This is a genomic window from Natronospirillum sp. (assembly GCF_022565775.1).
Lineage (GTDB): Bacteria > Pseudomonadota > Gammaproteobacteria > Pseudomonadales > Natronospirillaceae > Natronospirillum.
The window spans coordinates 1-16,890 of sequence record NZ_JAIUMC010000066.1 but is presented as its reverse complement, the minus strand read 5'-3'; the positions used below and the strand labels follow the sequence as shown (position 1 = coordinate 16,890).

The 16,890-nt window shown below is 57.4% G+C and carries 19 protein-coding genes and 1 riboswitch; of the genes, 5 read left to right on the top strand and 14 right to left on the bottom strand.

The genetic code is table 11. From position 1 onward, the window contains the following. Positions 1–139 precede the first annotated feature (139 nt). The 6 genes from LAT62_RS11900 to LAT62_RS11875 all read right to left on the bottom strand — a co-directional run bounded on the left by LAT62_RS11900 (position 140) and on the right by LAT62_RS11875 (position 3,958). Positions 140–454: a hypothetical protein gene (locus LAT62_RS11900; RefSeq protein WP_293383955.1), complete on the bottom strand. Its 315-nt coding sequence runs from the start codon at positions 452–454 to the stop codon at positions 140–142. Between the two features lie 102 nt (positions 455–556). Beyond that, positions 557–1,267: a hypothetical protein gene (locus LAT62_RS11895; protein ID WP_293383952.1), complete on the bottom strand. Its 711-nt coding sequence runs from the start codon at positions 1,265–1,267 to the stop codon at positions 557–559. A 109-nt stretch (positions 1,268–1,376) separates the two neighbouring features. After that, entirely contained in the window at positions 1,377–2,402 is a 1,026-nt protein-coding gene (locus tag LAT62_RS11890) for a hypothetical protein (protein WP_293383949.1), read from the bottom strand. A 91-nt stretch (positions 2,403–2,493) separates the two neighbouring features. Then, positions 2,494–2,790 (bottom strand): hypothetical protein, encoded by a 297-nt coding sequence (locus LAT62_RS11885; protein ID WP_293383946.1) that lies wholly within the window; start codon positions 2,788–2,790, stop codon positions 2,494–2,496. Positions 2,791–2,854: 64 nt separating this feature from the next. Then, positions 2,855–3,355, bottom strand: coding sequence for a DUF4365 domain-containing protein (locus LAT62_RS11880; protein ID WP_293383943.1), 501 nt, complete (start codon positions 3,353–3,355; stop codon positions 2,855–2,857). Between the two features lie 96 nt (positions 3,356–3,451). Next, the gene (locus LAT62_RS11875) at positions 3,452–3,958 is read right to left on the bottom strand and encodes a hypothetical protein (RefSeq protein ID WP_293383940.1); all 507 of its coding nucleotides are present in this window, start codon (positions 3,956–3,958) and stop codon (positions 3,452–3,454) included. Positions 3,959–4,244: 286 nt separating this feature from the next. Between LAT62_RS11875 and LAT62_RS11870 the strand changes: the two genes are divergently transcribed. Beyond that, on the top strand, positions 4,245–5,231 hold the full coding sequence (locus tag LAT62_RS11870; protein WP_293383937.1) for an integron integrase: 987 nt from the start codon (positions 4,245–4,247) through the stop codon (positions 5,229–5,231). Between the two features lie 459 nt (positions 5,232–5,690). Here LAT62_RS11870 and LAT62_RS11865 read toward each other — a convergent pair whose 3' ends face one another. Genes LAT62_RS11865 through LAT62_RS11850 form a run of 4 tightly spaced genes read right to left on the bottom strand, consistent with a single transcriptional unit; the run spans position 5,691 to position 9,183 of the window. After that, positions 5,691–6,440 (bottom strand): ABC transporter ATP-binding protein, encoded by a 750-nt coding sequence (locus LAT62_RS11865; RefSeq protein ID WP_293383934.1) that lies wholly within the window; start codon positions 6,438–6,440, stop codon positions 5,691–5,693. Beyond that, the gene (locus LAT62_RS11860) at positions 6,430–7,440 is read right to left on the bottom strand and encodes an iron ABC transporter permease (protein WP_293383931.1); all 1,011 of its coding nucleotides are present in this window, start codon (positions 7,438–7,440) and stop codon (positions 6,430–6,432) included. The genes LAT62_RS11865 and LAT62_RS11860 overlap by 11 nt, the downstream gene beginning before the upstream one ends. After that, positions 7,437–8,387 (bottom strand): ABC transporter substrate-binding protein, encoded by a 951-nt coding sequence (locus LAT62_RS11855; RefSeq protein WP_293383928.1) that lies wholly within the window; start codon positions 8,385–8,387, stop codon positions 7,437–7,439. Before LAT62_RS11855 ends, LAT62_RS11860 begins: the two co-directional genes overlap by 4 nt. Beyond that, complete coding sequence (locus LAT62_RS11850; RefSeq protein WP_293383925.1) at positions 8,296–9,183, bottom strand: hypothetical protein; 888 nt, start codon at positions 9,181–9,183, stop codon at positions 8,296–8,298. The genes LAT62_RS11855 and LAT62_RS11850 overlap by 92 nt, the downstream gene beginning before the upstream one ends. A 292-nt stretch (positions 9,184–9,475) precedes the next feature. Continuing rightward, a riboswitch (cobalamin riboswitch) is annotated at positions 9,476–9,700 on the bottom strand. A 134-nt stretch (positions 9,701–9,834) separates the two neighbouring features. On the opposite strand from LAT62_RS11850, the gene LAT62_RS11845 reads away from it, so the two are divergent. Together LAT62_RS11845 and LAT62_RS11840 are read left to right on the top strand one after the other, a co-directional pair. Further along, positions 9,835–10,122, top strand: a complete 288-nt coding sequence (locus LAT62_RS11845; RefSeq protein ID WP_293383922.1) for a DUF1778 domain-containing protein — start codon at positions 9,835–9,837, stop codon at positions 10,120–10,122. After that, on the top strand, positions 10,119–10,637 hold the full coding sequence (locus tag LAT62_RS11840; protein ID WP_293383919.1) for a GNAT family N-acetyltransferase: 519 nt from the start codon (positions 10,119–10,121) through the stop codon (positions 10,635–10,637). The genes LAT62_RS11845 and LAT62_RS11840 overlap by 4 nt, the downstream gene beginning before the upstream one ends. 27 nt (positions 10,638–10,664) lie before the next feature. On the opposite strand, the gene LAT62_RS11835 is transcribed toward LAT62_RS11840, so the two are convergent. Genes LAT62_RS11835 through LAT62_RS11820 form a run of 4 tightly spaced genes read right to left on the bottom strand, consistent with a single transcriptional unit; the run spans position 10,665 to position 16,190 of the window. Beyond that, entirely contained in the window at positions 10,665–11,546 is an 882-nt protein-coding gene (locus LAT62_RS11835; RefSeq protein WP_293383916.1) for a hypothetical protein, read from the bottom strand. Continuing rightward, positions 11,543–14,305: a hypothetical protein gene (locus LAT62_RS11830; RefSeq protein WP_293383913.1), complete on the bottom strand. Its 2,763-nt coding sequence runs from the start codon at positions 14,303–14,305 to the stop codon at positions 11,543–11,545. Before LAT62_RS11830 ends, LAT62_RS11835 begins: the two co-directional genes overlap by 4 nt. Continuing rightward, positions 14,302–14,910: a hypothetical protein gene (locus LAT62_RS11825; protein ID WP_293383910.1), complete on the bottom strand. Its 609-nt coding sequence runs from the start codon at positions 14,908–14,910 to the stop codon at positions 14,302–14,304. Before LAT62_RS11825 ends, LAT62_RS11830 begins: the two co-directional genes overlap by 4 nt. Beyond that, on the bottom strand, positions 14,907–16,190 hold the full coding sequence (locus LAT62_RS11820; RefSeq protein WP_293383907.1) for a hypothetical protein: 1,284 nt from the start codon (positions 16,188–16,190) through the stop codon (positions 14,907–14,909). The genes LAT62_RS11825 and LAT62_RS11820 overlap by 4 nt, the downstream gene beginning before the upstream one ends. A 157-nt stretch (positions 16,191–16,347) precedes the next feature. On the opposite strand from LAT62_RS11820, the gene LAT62_RS11815 reads away from it, so the two are divergent. Continuing rightward, positions 16,348–16,659 carry a BrnT family toxin gene (locus LAT62_RS11815; RefSeq protein WP_293383904.1) on the top strand — a complete coding sequence of 104 codons (312 nt, stop codon included), beginning with the start codon at positions 16,348–16,350 and terminating at the stop codon, positions 16,657–16,659. Beyond that, positions 16,634–16,890, top strand: a 257-nt coding sequence (locus LAT62_RS11810) for a BrnA antitoxin family protein (protein WP_293383901.1), incomplete at its 3' end; no start/stop codon positions are given. The genes LAT62_RS11815 and LAT62_RS11810, both read left to right, overlap by 26 nt.

Genomic DNA, 16,890 nt, shown 5'->3' with positions numbered 1-16,890 from the left:
ATGGGCGATGATTATATCATCATTAAATATACTAATTAACCACTCGGGACACTAGGTATAACGACCAAGCACACCGGCGCGAGGAACGAGCGTCCGACAGCCGAAGGCTGTGTAGTGATGCGCCTGGTTATGCGTGACTCTACTGCCCATTTTTAATTGCCTGCTTAACAATTGGTGCAACTGATTCGGGGGTAATGCCGCGCTCTTTGCAATAGGCAGTTTGTAGCCAAACTGAAAGCTGCTTTTGCCCTTTGCTTGCATTACAACCGCGACAGCAGAGAGCGATATTCTCTCTGGTGACTATTTTTGCATCATTGATAATGTGCTCCCAACTTACTGATGCTTTGGCTGACTCCTTGTGTGGCAAAAATTCATTGCCGCAATACACGCAGACCGCATCCCGCTCTCGGACTTCCTTTTCTAGCCATGCTGGAATATTCCAATTATTCGCCATAGTTCATTTGGATCTCATTACGCATAACGTTCGCAATAAGCGGCGCGAGGAACGAGCGTCCGGCGACCGCAGGGAGCGAACTTGATTGCTTGGTTATGTGTCTTACTCGCCACCATGCTCTGCTTTATAGGCTTTAACTTTGTCGTGGATTCTCCGGATAGTATTGTCAATAATCCGTTGAGCGCTCTCTCTGCTGGTATACTTCAGCTCTCCAGGAGTTTGACCGCTACCCACCAGTTTTTTAAAAATATCATCTCTTTGCTCCTCCGGAATACCCTCTCTGTCACACAGATCATCAAAAGGGCTTGATGCTCCAGTAAGCGCGATAATTTCGGAAGCTTTCAATGGAGATATTAGAATCACTTCACCTTGGGAGTCTTTGAAATGAAATAACGGCTTCGCCACATCAGGGTGTTCCGCTTCAAATTTCTCAGCAGCATCAATGAAGTCTGGATTTCTCCATAACTCGCAAATATTAACGATGACCTCTTCTTCGCTTGGGGTATGTTCAAAAATCGCCCCCGATACTGCATCAGTTTTTTGTAACCCCTTGAAGCGTTCTGCAAACTCTTGGTTTGTAGTCCAACTAACCACGCCTTCATGCTTCTCGTCTTTCAGTACAATGTCGACTAATTCGCCATGATGAAGAAAGCGCTTTCTGTAGCATGGCTTGGAGACACGCTTGAATTTTTCATCGAGAGTTTCAACGGCCGATAGTAACTCACGAGAAAGGCGCTCTCGTTCTTCTTGATCCTCTCGCCATCCTTTCTGCCAGTTGGCTAGAGCGACCATTAATTCGTCAGAGAATTTCATTCCAACACCTTTGAGTGGCAAGTGCACCTGCACACATAACGCTTGGGCTCAGCTGCCGGTTTGGAGCGGCAGCGGAAAAGCGGTCGGCTGCAGCCCTTGGTTATATGATTTATAAGTGGTCATCAACTTTGAAGTCATATCTACGTTCAATGAAGGCAATAAACTCGGCTATAGCCTTTTCGACAGCCTCGAGAATATGAATATATCCCTGCTGCGTCAGAGATCTATCTATTGCAAAGTGGTGCACAATGCCGTGTCTGTACTGGATTATGTCTGCAATCCGATTCTCTAAAAAAGTAACCGAACTTCCGATTCTTTTCTTTTTGTACAGAATTTTCCTTACATCAATTCCCAGCCAATCTTTGTAGGCTTTATTCAGTTGATCGATGTTTTGAAATGTATAGTTCCTGGCTATGACACTCTCGACTGTCTCCTCTTTCCGTTCCACTTCAAGAAGAGTATCAAAATCAAGCTTCTGCCGATGGGACTGACGCTTTTCAAGCGCAAAATTATCGTATTTGATCAAAATCTGGAAAGCTTGGGAGAAAAAATACTCAAACATTGCAACAGAAAAAGGCACTAAGCCATTATACAAAACCCTGCTGGGATCTAATGTTTGAGTATATTCAATAAAATCGTCAATCTTTCCACCTGTTGGCTCGGCAAAATGGGCGGAGGGACCTGGCAGGGCAAACCGTACTGCTGAGAGCTCTCGCTGAACATGGCTGTACGTTGCAGAAATCCCTCTACTAATCGGGGTGCTGTCATCCTCCCACAATGGCGCATAACGATTAGTTCCGTAATCTCCCTTAATAGTCCCGCCGAAGCGTTTTCGCGCTCCTCGGAGTACATCGTTTAGCATTTTTACATCATGCCAACTAGCGCTATATAGGTTGCGGACATGTAAAGCCCACTCGTTTCCGGTAACCTCTAGCTCTTCGCCTGAAACGGGATAAACATCTGCCGAAACACCATCGATTGACCGAAAATCTTCGTAATCAAACCAAGAGTAGTTGAGAGTTCCTTTCGGCCAGTCCCAAAAATGCAAACATTTCTTGAACCCCAACCCTTCCAAATAGCATTTCAGGTCAGCTCTGTTTGCCTTCTTTGAATATAGGGTCAGATCCCTTCCCATTTAGCTCAATCCTCGATTCATATAACGACCAAGCACACCGGCGCGAGGAACAAGCGTCCGACAGCCGAAGGCTGTGTAGTGCTGCGCATGGTTATGTGTTGTAGCGCTTAAGTAGCTCATTGGCTCTTTCCCTAGTTTCTTCAGATACCATAGCTGAATCTGAACTCATTACCTTTCTAAGCGCTTTGGCTGCCAAGCCAGCGGCAATGATGCTTCTGGCGTGACCTGTTCGAGAAATGCAGGACTTCTCTGTGTAATTCGTTTCAGACTTTAGCTTCTCAATGACATCTTCTCTGGGCATGGTAGATGACGCGAAATCATCGAAGTATTTCACGAAGCAGGACTGCCCAACTGATTGTAAGTTTCTCGTGAACTGTTTGTCGTTCATTGGCTATCACTCCCTCGGATACTCATAACGCCGCATTCAGCGGCTTGTCCGCTGTAATGCTTTGTTAAATTTCAGTTCTCTGAAGCCGGTCTCTGCGACGCATCGCCAGTTTCTCATCTGTTACCTCGCGAACATGCTGGTAAATCTGGTCCCAATCAACCTCACTCAAAACATTTCTTTTTGGAATATGGACGGAAAATGTCTCTTGAGCTTGGTCTGGCTCTGGAACTTCGCTCAGAAACAGCCAGTATGCTGTACCTTCTGATTCTATATATTTAACGAGCATGACCACCTGAAGTTTATCCCAAAGGTGGTTATAGGTTGCTGTTCGCAATCTGATAATCTCAGTTTCTCCGCCTTCACCATCTTCTGAAGCTTTCAGTTGCACTAAAAGTTCAAGCCCTGTTGCCGCCTGCTCATCATAGAGGTCAACTTTCAAATCAACCCCGTAATCTTGGCCAGGTTTTTCACAAGTCCAATTTCTAGGAAGGAGATTACGGAAAAATCTCTCAGAGGCTTCTTCCAGTTGGTGATTATTAACCCTTTGAGGATACTGACGTTCCATCTACGCCTCCTTCAGAAATTTAACGCCGCGCACACCGGCGCGAGCTTGCGAGCGTCCGGCAGCCGAAGGCTGCGTAGTGATGCGCTTGGTTATGTTTCATTTGTTGTAAGCTCCCAGTGCAACGGTGATATTCTTTGATCGATGATCATTCAGGAACTTCTTGGTGGTCGTTATAACCCAACCATTTTGGTGGCTGTTGGAAGCTCCGTATTCTTTGGCAACATCGACCGGGACCTCTAGAGCCTTTGTAAGCGCACCGTTTGCATCGAACAAGACAACAACCAGAAAATCGAAATCCCAAGATCTAATTACATTAAGCTGTGTTGTAGGTGTACCCTTGACTTTTCTGGACTTGACTTGATACAGAGTGCCATCTTCGGATTCAATATCTGCACTGCATCCAGATATTTCAAGAAGCCTACCGCCATAATACTTGTACGCAAGATACTCGGCGTACTCCCCAACAATATTGCTTGTCCGTCCAAGGGCGTCTGCCAGCTTGTTTGAATACTCGTTATATCTGAGCCATAGCTCGCTAATTTCTTCCATACCCGACCTTGACAACATAACATTAATATAGTCGTCAAAGTGATCATATTTCATTGACCACTATCCACTGTTGAATTTATCTCTATAATGCCCTGAGAGCCACATCCCATAAACTCTCCTTGGGTCGTCCATTCCAAGATGGCCCTGGAAATATAATCACTTTGATGACTATCCCAGTTTGACGCTTACCTCGTAACCTGCTGATTTCTCGGTGTTACTTTCAATTCTCGCACCGCCAACCCAAATGACGATCAGAATGATCATTTCTACACCTGGGAACAGTTGAGCCATTGTCACAGCAGAGTACTGTAATTACAAACAGCATTCTGGAAAACTCTTCATGTATGACGTACCGCCACCACTGCCTCAGCAGCCCACCCGCTTCATGGATCGACTGCGTGCCTTCATGCGCGCCAGACACTTGGCCTATCGCACCGAGAAAGCCTATTGCGGCTGGGTTCGGGATTTCATCCGTTTCAACGGCCGGAAGCACCCCGAACAAATGGGCGCTGCAGAGATTGATGCCTGGCTGAGCCATCTGGCTAACAATCGCAATATTGCCATCAACACCCAAAAGTCAGCGCTCAATGCCATTGTGTTTTTGTACAAACAGTTCTTGGGTCGGGAGTTGCCCCCGCTAAATTTTGACAGAACGACCAAGGCTCGCACATTGCCAACGGTATTCACGCACGAGGAAGCGATGGCTGTGATCAATTGCCTTGAAGGCGAGAACAGACTGGTCGCCAGTCTGCTTTATGGATCGGGCCTCCGAGTAATGGAGGCAACTCGACTTCGGGTCCAGGACATCGATTTTGCCCAAAGTTGCCTCATTGTCCGAGAGGCCAAGGGCCAAAAGTGGCGTCGCACAGTCCTGCCTCAATCATTGACCAGCCGGTTAAAGGCCCAGGTCGACAAGGCGTTGGCTTTGCACCAGCAGGACCTCGCAGAGGGTTACGGAGCGGTCTACTTGCCGGGTGCGCTGGCGCGCAAGTACCCAAACACGCCGACAAGTCCGGGTTGGCAATACGTCTTTCCTGCCAGAAAACGCAGTGTAGATCCGAGGAGTCAGGTCATTCGCCGTCACCATATCGATGAGCAACAGGTTCGACGTGCAGTATCAACCGCCGTGAAGAAGGTTGGCATCTACAAGAAAGCCAGTTGCCATACCTTTCGTCACAGCTTTGCGACCAATCTGCTGCGTGCTGGAACAGACCTGAGAAATATTCAGGAATTGCTGGGCCATTCCGATATCAACACCACGTCCATTTACACCCATGTTATAGGCTCCCATGAGCGCGGGGTTAAGAGTCCGCTGGACGATCTGTGAGCCGGGTTTTTGGTGGTGGGCGGCAGTTTGAAGAGATGGGTCTCTGCGGCAGCAGTCTCTGGTCCTTGCGCCTGGCTCACCATGCGCGGCCAAGGCCGCAGCCTACAGGGGTTGTATTTGCGTGTAGTGCCTGCATGGGCGCCTGCGGCGCCGAGCGCGGGCAAGCCACGCGCCTACAGGGGGTTGTGGTTGGGTGTAGTGCCTACATGGGGCGCCTTCAGCGCCAAGCGCGGGCAAGCCACGCGCCTACATGGGGGCTTCCTTCGGACACGCTTCCGCCCGTCCGGGTGAATTGGCATTCCAAGGTTGGGGCTGACGTTGGAGGATGGAACAGGTGTTGCGGTGTGTCAGTCCCTGAGTGTGGTCGTGCTCCGTACAGTGGTCATAACTGACAGCCTAGCCAAAGGTTCAGGGTGCGTCCAGTCTGCTTTTGTATGGAGTGTTCTGGCAGCGGGGTGCTTAGACCGCCGCCACCAGGTGCAGCCCCTGCTTGCTGACGCTGCCCTGCACGCGGTAGGTGTGGCGCAGGTTATCGGTGCTGAGTACGTCCAGCGGCGGGCCCTGGTCGACCTGTTTGCCGTGGTCGATCAGGGTGACCTGATCGCAGTAGCGGCTGGCCAGGGCGAGGTCGTGCAGGGTGGCGAGCACGGTGCGGCCACGGTCGCGGATGGCGTCGAGCAGGCGCAGTTGGTAGTGCAGGTCAAGGTGGTTGGTGGGTTCGTCCAGCAGGTAGATTTCCGGGTCGCGGGCCAGCAGGCAGGCCAGGTGCAGGCGCTGCTGTTCACCACCGGAGAGCTCGCTGGCCTGCTGGTCTGTGGCTTCGGTCAGGCCGGACAGGTCGAGTGCTTCGTGCACGCGGCGGCGGCGCTGGGCGGGGGTGAGGCGCATGCCGAGCAGGGCGATCTCCACCACGTCGGTAGCGTTGAGGCCGTGCAGTGGGGCGTTCTCCTGAATCAGCGCACCGGTGCGGCGGGCCCATTCGGTGCGGCTGTAGTCTGCCATGGGGCGCCCGTTCAGCAGTATCTCGCCCGAGGTTGGCATCTTCTTCTGGTACAGGCAGCGCAATGCGGTGGTCTTGCCGGCTCCGTTGGGCCCCAGCAGGCCGTGGAACTCACCGGGCCGCACCGAGAGGCTCAGGCCGTCGACCAGCCGTTTGCCGTTGACCACCTGGGTCAGCTCGCGCAGTTGCAGCAAAGGTTCAGAGCGCATGATTGACTCGCCTCAACAATATTATGAATGGCGGCGCTGCCAGCAGCGCCAGCAGTACGCCCAGCGGTAACTCTTCCGGGGCCAGCAGCAGGCGGCAGGCCAGATCGACCAGCACCAGTACCACGGCTCCAGCCAGCATGGCCACGGGGATCAGCCCGCCATGGCGGCCACCCACCAGCAGCCGCGCCATGTGCGGCACAATCAGCCCGACAAAACCGACAATGCCCAGGTTGGCCACGGTCAAAGCGGTCAGCAGGGCTACCGCGGAATAGATCGACAGGCGCACCAGCGGCAGCGATATCCCCAGCGCCTGGGCCCGCTCGTCGCCCAGCAGCAGGGTATCCAGCACGCCCCGGCCCAGCATGGCCACAATCCCCAGTATCACCACCACCGTGGCCAGCAGGGGCACATCGCCCCAGCGGCTGCCGGCAGCAGTACCCATCAGCCAGCCCAGCGCATTGCGGGTGGCGTGCGGGTCACCAAAATACAGCAAAAAGGCGGTGACCGACTGAAACATCAGCGATACCGCCACCCCGGCCAGAATCACGATCAACGGCGTCATGCCGCGCCCCGGCCGATGGGCAAAACCCAGCGTCATGCCGAACGCCAGCAGCGCCCCGACAAAGGCGATCAACGGCACACCCAACTGCTCTACCAGCCCGCCCGGCAGCCAGATGATGGCGGCCACGGCGGCCGCAGAGGCCCCAGACGACAGCCCCATCAGATAGGGGTCGGCCAGCGGGTTACGCAGTGCGGTCTGCATCAGCACGCCGGCCAGGGCCAGAGCAGCGCCGGCCAGCCCGCTGAGCAGCACGCGCGGCATGCGCCACTCCCAGACAATCAGCGACAGGTTGCGCGGTGCCGTGTCGGCACGCAGCAAGATGCTCCAGCGGTCCGGCCAGCTTATGGCCGCCGTGCCCCAGAACACACCGGCCAGCATGGCCGCGGCCAGCCCCAGGGCAATCAGCGGCAACACCAGTGTCAGTGGTGCTGACTTCAATCCAGCGCCTCCAGTTCCGCAGCCAGTCGTTCAACCCCGTCGACAAAGCGCATGCCCAGCAGCGTCTCGGAGAACGGAATGACCAGATAGTTGCCTTCCTGCACGGCCGTCAGCTCGGACAGCACCGGATCGGACTCCATGTGCCGGCGCTTCTCATCGGCGGTGGACCAGTCGGCTTCGATCAGCACGATCAGTTCCGGGTCGTTTTCAACCACGAACTCCCACGACAGGGTGGCCCAGTTACCCTCTTCCCCGGCGGAAATGCTTTCCAACCCCACCAGGTTCATCAGCAATGCCGGGCCGCCACAGCAGCCCACCGAGAAGGGGCTGTCCAGGTTGCTGTCATACACGAACACGCTGCGGTTGTTGCCCGGCTGGCCTTCTGTGGCCGCAGCCAGGCGCTGCTCGATGTCCTCGATCAGGGATTCGGCACGGTCAGATACCTCGAACACCCGACCCACTTCGCGCAGGTCGTTGTAGATGGACGCGGTGGTCTTGGGTTCATCAGCCGCGTGCCAGTCGCTGCAGGAGGCGTCCACGATGTAAGTGCCCACACCCAGATCATGCCAGTCGCTCTCCGAGCCCAGGTTGTCGGGCGAGAATGCCGAGGCGAAGCCGGCAAACAGGAAATCCGGATCGGCAGACAGCACCACTTCGGCGGCCGGGTAGCGCTCGGCCAGCACCGGTATCTGATCGTAGGCGTCGCGCCACTGTTCCGGTATCTCGTCATCCATGTAGGCGGTGCCGACCATGCGCTCTTCCAGACCCAGCGCCAGCATGACTTCGGTAGCCTGCTGGTTCAGCGTGATGGCGCGCTCAGGCGCTGCATCAAAGGTGAAGCTGCCACCACAGCTCTCAAGAGTATTGGCCAACGAGACCTGTGTCAGTGCCAATGTCAGCCCCAGAGCCAGTGTCGAAGTCGGAATCAGTCGGTGCAGCGGTTTCAATGGTGCTCTCCCTGAAAATTGGTTTTGAATTCGGTGTCGGTGTTTCAGTCTGATGGACGCGCAGGCGGGCACATTCCTGGCCCTCGACCAGCACTTCTCGCACAAAATCTTCCACGGCCTGGGTATCGCTCAGCCGGTACCAGCCGCCCTGTGGATACACGGCCAGCAGCGGGCCCTGATTGCAGGGGCACATGCAGCCGGTGCGGGTGATCAGGCAGTCCTGATACACGCCCTGGCTTCGGCAGGTCTCCTGAAGTTGCTGCAGCAGCGGGTTGCTGCCATGGATCTGGCAGCGCGGGCCGGTGCACACCAGAAGGTGATGGCGGAAGGCGGGCACGTCGGTCCAGCCGGGTTTGCCCAGCGAGGGTTGTATGTCGTCTTCGATGGGGGTGGCGGGTTCAGCCAGCATGGCCGAGAGAAATTCACCCCAGCCGGCCTGCTGAGCGGCCTGATCGGACCCAAGCAGAATCTGCGCAGCGGCAGACCTTGTATCCCGCCAATGTGACAGCACGCCGGGCAACCAGTTAAGCAAGCTGTCGGACAGCGGCAGGCCAAGGGGCTGCACGCGGATGCTCCGGTAGCCTTGAGCCACCCGATCATCCAGTGCAGTCAGCAGGTCTGGGCCATTGGTATCCAACCGAATCAGATCGGCGGCTACACCGGCATGATCACGCACGGTGGCGCGCAACTGCTCGATGCGGCGGCGACTGACGGAGTAGCTGGAGACAACGAAGAGCACAAAGTCGGGCGAGGTGAACTCACCTGGGTTGACGTCTGTTGCAGTGCTTTGTGTCATGCGGGGCGGCCTCCGTGCATGCCGTATTGAGACTCTGTATCATTTGTTATGTTATAACATAACAACCTCTCTCTCAACACCTGTCGGGAAACAGTCGGCCGCTGCGCATCACCTGTGGCTGCAGGGGCACCGCCAAATAAAACTTGGAACAAGGGATTGGAAGTCCGATCACCCAGGCATGCTGCCGGGCTCTCCGCTGCATGCGGGTACGTCGAACCGACCTGCCGAGAGCGGGCAGGACCATAGGGGTTGAACACGATTTTTATCCTCCGGGCACCCACCGTACCCTGTCAGAGACATTGCGTGTTCAGGCCGGTCTTCGGGCTTGGACTCGATTTTCTGCGCCTTCCCAGCTCATGGAGCCAGTGGCCTGTGCAGAAGATCAGTAACTGTCCATTACCGATGCGGGGGCAGCGATGGAATTGGCGGAGACTGCAGGGCCTCCGGCCGCACCATACTTCCCGATTATCCCCTGGCAGAGAACTGCCTTAGGGGCACCTGAACGATGAAGGTCCATGCTAACTCACACCCGGTGGCTGTCAATAGAGGTGTGACTGTCTCCAAGCTTTTTCAGGACTAATGAATTTTACAAAGGCACCTTTTTGACGTACATTTGGCTGTATGAATTAACCCTTGCGGAGGGTATTGACCATGAGCGTGATCAAAGATATCAAACAGGAACGCATCAACCTGCGCCTCAAACCGGAAGCCAAGGCATTGCTGGAGCGTGCTGCCAGCTTTGAAGGCAAGACGGTGAGCAGTTTTATTCTGACCAGCGCTATGACGACGGCAGAGAAAACAGTTCAAGAGCATGAGGTGATGCGCCTGAATACAAAAGACTCCGAAGCCTTTCTGGAGGCCCTGTCAAAGCCGGTGCAACTGAATAAAAAGCTGCTGGATGCCTTCGAAGAGCATGATCAGCGTGTAACCAGCAGATGACCTCCCGGCCGAATCTTGTCATCCAACCACTGAGTAGTGAGCACGACCGGCCAGCTTTCAATTGCGGCAATGATGCATTGAACCGGTACATCCAAAAGCAGGCCAAACAGGATGTAAAACGGCGCGTCAGCAAGGTGTTTGTGGCCACTGAAACAGAACACTCAGCGTCGATACTGGGCTATTACACACTATCTTCGCTCTCTATCGAACTCAGTCTGTTGCCAACAGAGGTCGCACGTAAACTGCCCCGCCACCCAATACCGGCAGCATTACTCGGCCGGCTGGCGGTCAGCCATACCGCCCAAGGCCAGGGAGTAGGTCGGATGTTACTGGCTAATGCGCTCAAGAGAACTCTGGCAGTCAGCGATGACATCGCCATCTATGCGATGGTTGTCGATGCCATTGATCAGAATGCCCAGCGTTTTTATGAGCAGTTTGGTTTTGTGCCTCTGGAATCGCACGATCGCCGATTGTTTCTGCCACTCAAATCTTCATTGGCACCTGTAACCCAATAACTCAGCCCGCTCCATTCGCGTTCACGCCTATAACCAAACCGCCTCTTGCTCCAGTGCCAGGCCCAGTGCCTTCATCTGCGCCAGCAGTTCCATGAGTTCCGGATCTGAGCAATGCGCCCGCAAATACTGCTCGGCAGACAACCAGGTATCCAGTTGGGTTTTCCAGAGCTGGGGCTGGCCGTAGCGCTGCAGTTTCTTGGCCCAGTGCGGCATCAGCCAGAACTGCGGCGGCGGGTCGAGCGCTTCGTGCAGCCGGCAGTAATTGCTCAGCCCCACACCGTCATAATCGGGAAAGAACACCAGCGAGCCGCCGATCTGCAGCCGTTGCAGCCAGGCCAGCAGTGCGCGGGAGAGCTGACCCCGGTAATAGATCAGGCTGGCGGAGTCATCCGGCAGCCAGTCCGTTCGGTCGAACAGGGCCTGATTCTCGACCAGCCAGAGCGGTCCCGGGCACTGCCAGGCGGTTGGCAGGCTGACATCCAGGGCGGCGGCGCCCTGCAGTCGGGTCTGCTCGCCCAGCGCCACTTGCTCACCCTGCTCGTTCTGCCAGCTCAGATCCGGGCGGGTGGTTTTCAGCAGCACATAGTGATGCTCATGGCCGTGCTGGCCGCCCTTGCTGTCGCGGAACTGGCCGATATGCCCGGCTCTTGCCGGCTGGTCTTCGGGGGCCGACTGGCCGTCGAACGCCAGGCCATCCGGTGACAGATGCCGCCAGTGCTGCTCGACCACCGCCGGTTGCAGTATGCGATACACCGTGCCCCGCCCCGAGCGCTGCAGCGCCACGGCGCCGGTACGGCGGGCAAAGTCGTCGGCGGCCCGACGCTGGGCCGTGGTCAGGCTGGAACCGGCCAGCACGCCGTTGTCTGCCCGGCTCAGCTTGGCCAGCGCGGCAGCCAGGGCTTTGCTCATGTCTCAGCCTCAAGCGATTCCAGAATCTGCCAGCTCTGCCGGCTGATGTGGTTCCTGCCGTCTCTGTGCTGGATGGGCACGCAGTAGCGGGCCGTGGTCAGCGGTGCGGGCGAGGCGAAGATCAGCGCAAACCCGAACTCACTGGCGGTGTCGATCAGGCTGCGCTGGTTGTGGGCATCCAGCGCCAGCGCCTCATCCAGATAGCACAGCGTGCGCACCGGGTGTCGTTTGTCCTGCATCAGATACAGCATGGCCAGGCCGGTCACCAGCTTGGCCATCAGGACGGTGCCGTTGGAGGCGGCGCTGTCGATGTCATCGAAGGCCTCTTCCGGCTGGTCGACCTTGCCCACCACAAACACCAGCCGGAACAGGTCAGCCACGCGCAGGCCCTGGCGGGCATTGCCTTCATCGATCAGCCGCTGTTTGGCGCGGTCCAGATCCGCGTCGTCCAGCACGCTGCCGTGGTTGAACAGCTCGAAGGTGTCGCCACTGTCGACCCGCGAGGCTGTGTCGATCAGTGTTTCTATGGCTTCGACCAGTTGCGGTTCATCCATCGGTTCGATCTTGAAGGTTTTCAGGTCCGACAACTGGCGGTGGCCAATCAGCCGATTGAACTCGCGCATCTTGCCTTTGAAGGCGAACAGGCCATCGCGCAGCTCACGCAGGCTGGCGGTGACATTGACCACGGCGCTGCGGGCCTTTTTCTCCAGCGCTTCGAACTCCTGTTCGAGCTGGTGGCTGAAGCGGATAATGCGCTGCAGCTCGGTGTCACGGTCGTCACTGAACTGGAACTTGGTCAGCCCCGCAGCATGCAGTTCCGCCAGCCCGGTGAGCAGTTGCCGGTCCAGATCCAGCAGGCGTCGACAGCCCTGCTGGTATTCGCCCAGTTTGTCGGCCAGCTCTTCCAGCGACCAGTCCGGCTCGCCGAGCCAGGGCTGATGATCCAGATCGGCCAGAAAGGTGAAGGGTTCGCCGTCGTCACCGCGTTGTTCCCGAATACGGGCAATCTGACGGTGCTTGTCATCCAGCCGGTTCTGTTGCTGCTGAACGTCATAAAGCGCCTGCCGCAGTTGCTCGGCGCGGGCTTCCGACTCGCTCAGTTGCGCTTCGATCTCGGCCAGTTGCTGTTCCAGACCCTGACGCTCGGCATCGCGCGCTTCGGCACCGGTGGTCAGCTCGGCGAGCCGATCGAAACTCGCCAGATCCGCCTCGATGGCGGTTCGGTCTTTTTCCAGTTGCTGCTTTTTCGCCCGCGCCGCGTCCATGGCCTCGGCGGCCTCGAGTTGCTCGGCCAGCGCCTCCTGACGCTGACTCAGATCCTCCAGTTGGCCTTGCAACTCGGTACGGCTCAGTTGGTGGTGCTGGGCGTTCAGTTCGTCCAACCTCAAGGTCAGCCCGACCAGATGCAGTTGCTCATCACTGCTGTCGGCCAGTGTGGCCTTCAGGGTCTGTGGATCCAGTTGAAACTGATCGCTGCCCAGCGTCAGGGCGCCCCGGCTCAGAACCCGGTTGAGCCGCTGCAGCTCGGCCTCGCTCAGGTGCCGGGCCAGCGTCAGATAGAGGTTGTCATCCAGGTTGGCCAGGGTCTGCTGCAGGGCAGACAGCTCCTGCTGGTTGCGCTGCAGTTCACTGCGAATCGACTGTGCGGGCCGACTGCTGGCCTGATTGACCAGGGTGATCTGTGCCTCCAGCGCCTGCTGAATCGCCTGTGCCTGCTGCTCCAGTGTGCTGCGCTCAGCGACCAGCGCAAACCGGTCGGCCAATTGCTGCTGTTCGTTCAATTGCGCCAGCAGCTCACCCAGGCGCTGGCGGTGCTGCAGGCGCTGTTCGGTCAGTTCCCGGTCCTGTCGGGTCTGCTGCTTTTCCTGTTCCCGCAGCCGCTGTTCCTGCCCGGTAAACTCGGCGCTCTGCTGTTCATAGTAGGCCTGCCAGTCGGCCAGGCCCTGGTCGATCCGGGGGCGCCAGTCCAGCAGTTTGCCGCGCAGTTCGCGGCGCTGTTCATACAGGCCTTCCAGCTCTGAAATGCGCCGTTGCTGTTTTTTTGCGGCATCGTACTGGGCGCGGTCGGCGTTGACCTCGGCAAAGGCCTTGTCCCACTCCTGCTTGAAGTCGATGTTGGCATCCGGCAGGTCGCGCTTGAAAATCTGCAGCAGGTAGGCTTTGACGTCCCGGGAGTTGAGCTTGTCGAGCCGCAGCGTGCGTGTCAGCACCTGGCGGAAGGCCCGCGCGTCCGACGGGTTTTCCAGCTTGAACACGGTGAAATCCGGCTCGCCCTGCGCCCGCTGCCGGCGGCCACCATAGACCAGCTCGGCGAACTCGGTCGAGTTGTACCGATACACCAGTCGGCCACGGGAGGCCAGATGTTCGATCAGTTGCGGCTGGCCGACCAGCCGGCCGTCGTCCAGGCGATAGTCCTCCACCACCAACGGGCCCTGATAGGCAAAGTATTCGTAGTCGTGCCCCACGCCCTTGCCAACACAGCCCAGCACCACGGTTCCGCTCTGCGGCAGGCTCACTTCCAGCAGGATATAGGCGCTGTTGTTGGGGAAGTAGAAGCGGCGGGTCTTGTCGAACTCATGGGCGCCAAAATCCATGCGCCGCTTGTCGATGATCAGCAAAAACTGCAACGCATTGATCAGGCTGGTCTTGCCGGTATTGTTGGGCGCGATCAGGGACACCGAATCGTCCAGCGGCAGTTCCGCCCGCTGATAGCCGGCGCTGCCGAGCAGGACCAGACGCTGAAAGCCGAATTGCATCATGTCTCGTCCTCGTCCTGCGCGTTGTTGGTTTCGGGGACAGTGTCTTCTTCATACAGGGTGTCGGCGCGCGCCTGCTCGTGGTGATGGTCGGCCAGCGCCTCGAAGTGGTCCAGATACCGACACACAGCCGGCAGCAAACGCCAGTGGCCGTTTTCGTACTGCGCAAACCCGAAGCGGACGGCTGCATCCAGCAGGCTTTTCAGGCCCTCCTGGTCCAGGCCTTCGGCTTCCAGCAGGCTCTGATGCTGTTCCATCAACTGGTGCAGAAACGCCGTGTCGAGCCGCCATTCGTCGAAGCGCAGCAGGGCCTTGCCGGCATCGGCCTGGGTGTCGAAAATCATCATGAACAGCAGCGCCAATTGGCGGGTGGTCTTGCTGGTGGTGCCGCTGGCCTCTTCGGTGTGGAACCAGGCGAAGCCGCGCTCATCGAGGCGCAGCTCGTAACCCAGGGCACTGAACAGGGCCTTGTAGGCCTCGAGATTGTTGTCCAGTTCGACCCAGAGCGCCGGTTCCGCCTGTCGATTCAGGTGCTTGCCGCTGTTGAACCAGCGAAACAGTTCATCCAGGGACGGCAGCTTGTCGAGATTCACCGGTGCTGAAGTCATGATGCAGACGATCCTTCCGGTTCGGTCAAAGGCTGCAGGCGGTGCGGATGATAGCGCACCCGGACGGTCTTGAGCGGGGTGCGGGTTTCATCGTCCTGCAGCAGGGCAGCCCATTGGTCGTCGCGCACCAGGTCATGATAGAGCCTCAGGGTGATGACATCCGGCAACTGCGGGTAGCGCTGCTGCAGCCAGTGCAGCGGGTTGTCGACCGGCAGGGCTTCCTGCAGTGCCCTCTTCAGCGCCTGCTCGTCCACCCACTCGGTCAGGGGCAGGGGGTCGGCGCTGGCTTCTTCCGGGAAGTCATGACGCACCGGTTCGAAATCCCGTGCCTCGGCCATGATGGTTTTCACTTCGTCGCCGACGCTGACCCGACGCTGGCGGCTGGTGAGCCAGAGCGGCAGCCGGGCGTGCAGGCCCGGGCTGCGCAGTGCGCGGCGCAGCCCCTGTTTGCGTACCAGTCCAAGCAGTGCGCTGACCGCTGTGGTCAATTGATTGTGCTGCCGCGCCTCTTCGCGCAGCGGCAGCAGGGTTTCGGCACACTGCTGGGCGACCAGCCGCCCCATGCGGCGCAGTTCCTTGGCCTGATAGGCCACCTGACGCAGTTGCAGGCGATGGCTGTAGAGCGCGCCCCGCACCGAGAGCTGTTCCGTGGCCTGATCCAGCGCCCGTTCGGCCGCTTCCAGATGCGGATAGAAGGTGCCACCCAGGCCACTGTCCATCATCTCGTTCATGGGTTCGACATACTGGTCATAGGCTTCCAGCACGGCGCGGTAGCGCTTGGCCAGAGGCATGGCGGCGTCCTTGGCCTTGGCCTGCTCGGCCAGTTCCATGATGGCGTGCCGGTCCTGATCCAGTTGCTGGCTGATCTGGCGAAACAGTTCCGACAGCTGGGTGGCCGCCTGGCGCAGGCGGTCGTTGTCCTGCTCTTCCAGGCCTTGCTGCAGTGCCTCAGTGGCCGAGCGAATCGCCTCCACCCGAGCCTTCAGCACCGACGACAGCCCCAGTTCATGCTCCCGCGTCAGACCGCGGGCAAACTCCAGCACCAGCGGGTTCAGTTGCAGGCTGTTGCTGCGACTCAGCCATTGCAGCACATCCGCATTGCACAGGCTGCGCAACTGGGCACCCTTCTCATGCTCATCGGCCTCCGGCGAAAACCGACCGATCAGCGCCAGCACCTGCTCTTCTTCGAATGAAGGCAGCGTGCGCGAGTGGCGCGTCAGGTGTTCGATCAGGTCCCAGTGCCGGTGCAACTGAAACAGCAGTGACTTGGGTGTGGCCATGGCCGTGCGGTTGTCCAGTTCCGAGGCGGGCGCCTATTGTGGCAAAATAAGGTGCTGCTGAACAATTGGCTGCGGTCACTCAGCCCATCACCTTGCATGAAATTGCAACGCAGCTACAAAGATTGATCATTCTTGTATATCTTGGTAATATACAAGAATGATCAACTGGGCACAGGTCACCGGTTTTGACTGGGACACGGGCAACGCTCGCAAGAATTCGGAAAAGCACGGGGTCAGCCAACATGAAGCGGAGGCTGTCTTCTTCAATGAGCCCTTGCTGGTATTGGCGGATACTCACCACAGTCAAACTGAAACCCGTTTCCATGCCCTCGGTCAAACGGATGACGGGAGGCGACTGCACCTCACATTCACATTAAGACAACAGAACTCACTCATTCGCGTGATTTCTGCTCGCGACATGCACCGTAAAGAGAGGGCTGTTTATGAGCAAGCCAAAAACAATTCCTGAATTCAAAACTGAAGCAGAAGAACGCTCGTTCTGGGAGTCGCATGACTCGTCAGAGTATGTGGACTGGAAGCAGGCAGCTCCAGCCTCTTTCCCGAAGCTGAAACCCTCAACAAAAACCATCTCGCTTCGCTTGCCGGAAGCTCTGCTGAACCGGATCAAGATAGAAGCCAACAAACGGGACATGCCCTACCAGTCCCTGATCAAGGTCTGGCTGGCCGAGGACGTGAACGA

Bases quoted from the DNA above. Each gene is read 5' to 3' on its own strand.
- LAT62_RS11900 (WP_293383955.1), bottom strand. From the start codon at position 454: ATGGCGAATAATTGGAATATTCCAGCATGGCTAGAAAAGGAAGTCCGA.
- LAT62_RS11880 (WP_293383943.1), bottom strand. From the start codon at position 3,355: ATGGAACGTCAGTATCCTCAAAGGGTTAATAATCACCAACTGGAAGAA.
- LAT62_RS11885 (WP_293383946.1), bottom strand. From the start codon at position 2,790: ATGAACGACAAACAGTTCACGAGAAACTTACAATCAGTTGGGCAGTCC.
- LAT62_RS11895 (WP_293383952.1), bottom strand. From the start codon at position 1,267: ATGAAATTCTCTGACGAATTAATGGTCGCTCTAGCCAACTGGCAGAAA.
- LAT62_RS11845 (WP_293383922.1), top strand. From the start codon at position 9,835: ATGAGCGTGATCAAAGATATCAAACAGGAACGCATCAACCTGCGCCTC.
- LAT62_RS11835 (WP_293383916.1), bottom strand. From the start codon at position 11,546: ATGAGCAAAGCCCTGGCTGCCGCGCTGGCCAAGCTGAGCCGGGCAGAC.
- LAT62_RS11820 (WP_293383907.1), bottom strand. From the start codon at position 16,190: ATGGCCACACCCAAGTCACTGCTGTTTCAGTTGCACCGGCACTGGGAC.
- LAT62_RS11890 (WP_293383949.1), bottom strand. From the start codon at position 2,402: ATGGGAAGGGATCTGACCCTATATTCAAAGAAGGCAAACAGAGCTGAC.
- LAT62_RS11815 (WP_293383904.1), top strand. From the start codon at position 16,348: ATGATCAACTGGGCACAGGTCACCGGTTTTGACTGGGACACGGGCAAC.
- LAT62_RS11865 (WP_293383934.1), bottom strand. From the start codon at position 6,440: ATGCGCTCTGAACCTTTGCTGCAACTGCGCGAGCTGACCCAGGTGGTC.
- LAT62_RS11875 (WP_293383940.1), bottom strand. From the start codon at position 3,958: ATGAAATATGATCACTTTGACGACTATATTAATGTTATGTTGTCAAGG.
- LAT62_RS11870 (WP_293383937.1), top strand. From the start codon at position 4,245: ATGTATGACGTACCGCCACCACTGCCTCAGCAGCCCACCCGCTTCATG.
- LAT62_RS11830 (WP_293383913.1), bottom strand. From the start codon at position 14,305: ATGATGCAATTCGGCTTTCAGCGTCTGGTCCTGCTCGGCAGCGCCGGC.
- LAT62_RS11850 (WP_293383925.1), bottom strand. From the start codon at position 9,183: ATGACACAAAGCACTGCAACAGACGTCAACCCAGGTGAGTTCACCTCG.
- LAT62_RS11840 (WP_293383919.1), top strand. From the start codon at position 10,119: ATGACCTCCCGGCCGAATCTTGTCATCCAACCACTGAGTAGTGAGCAC.
- LAT62_RS11825 (WP_293383910.1), bottom strand. From the start codon at position 14,910: ATGACTTCAGCACCGGTGAATCTCGACAAGCTGCCGTCCCTGGATGAA.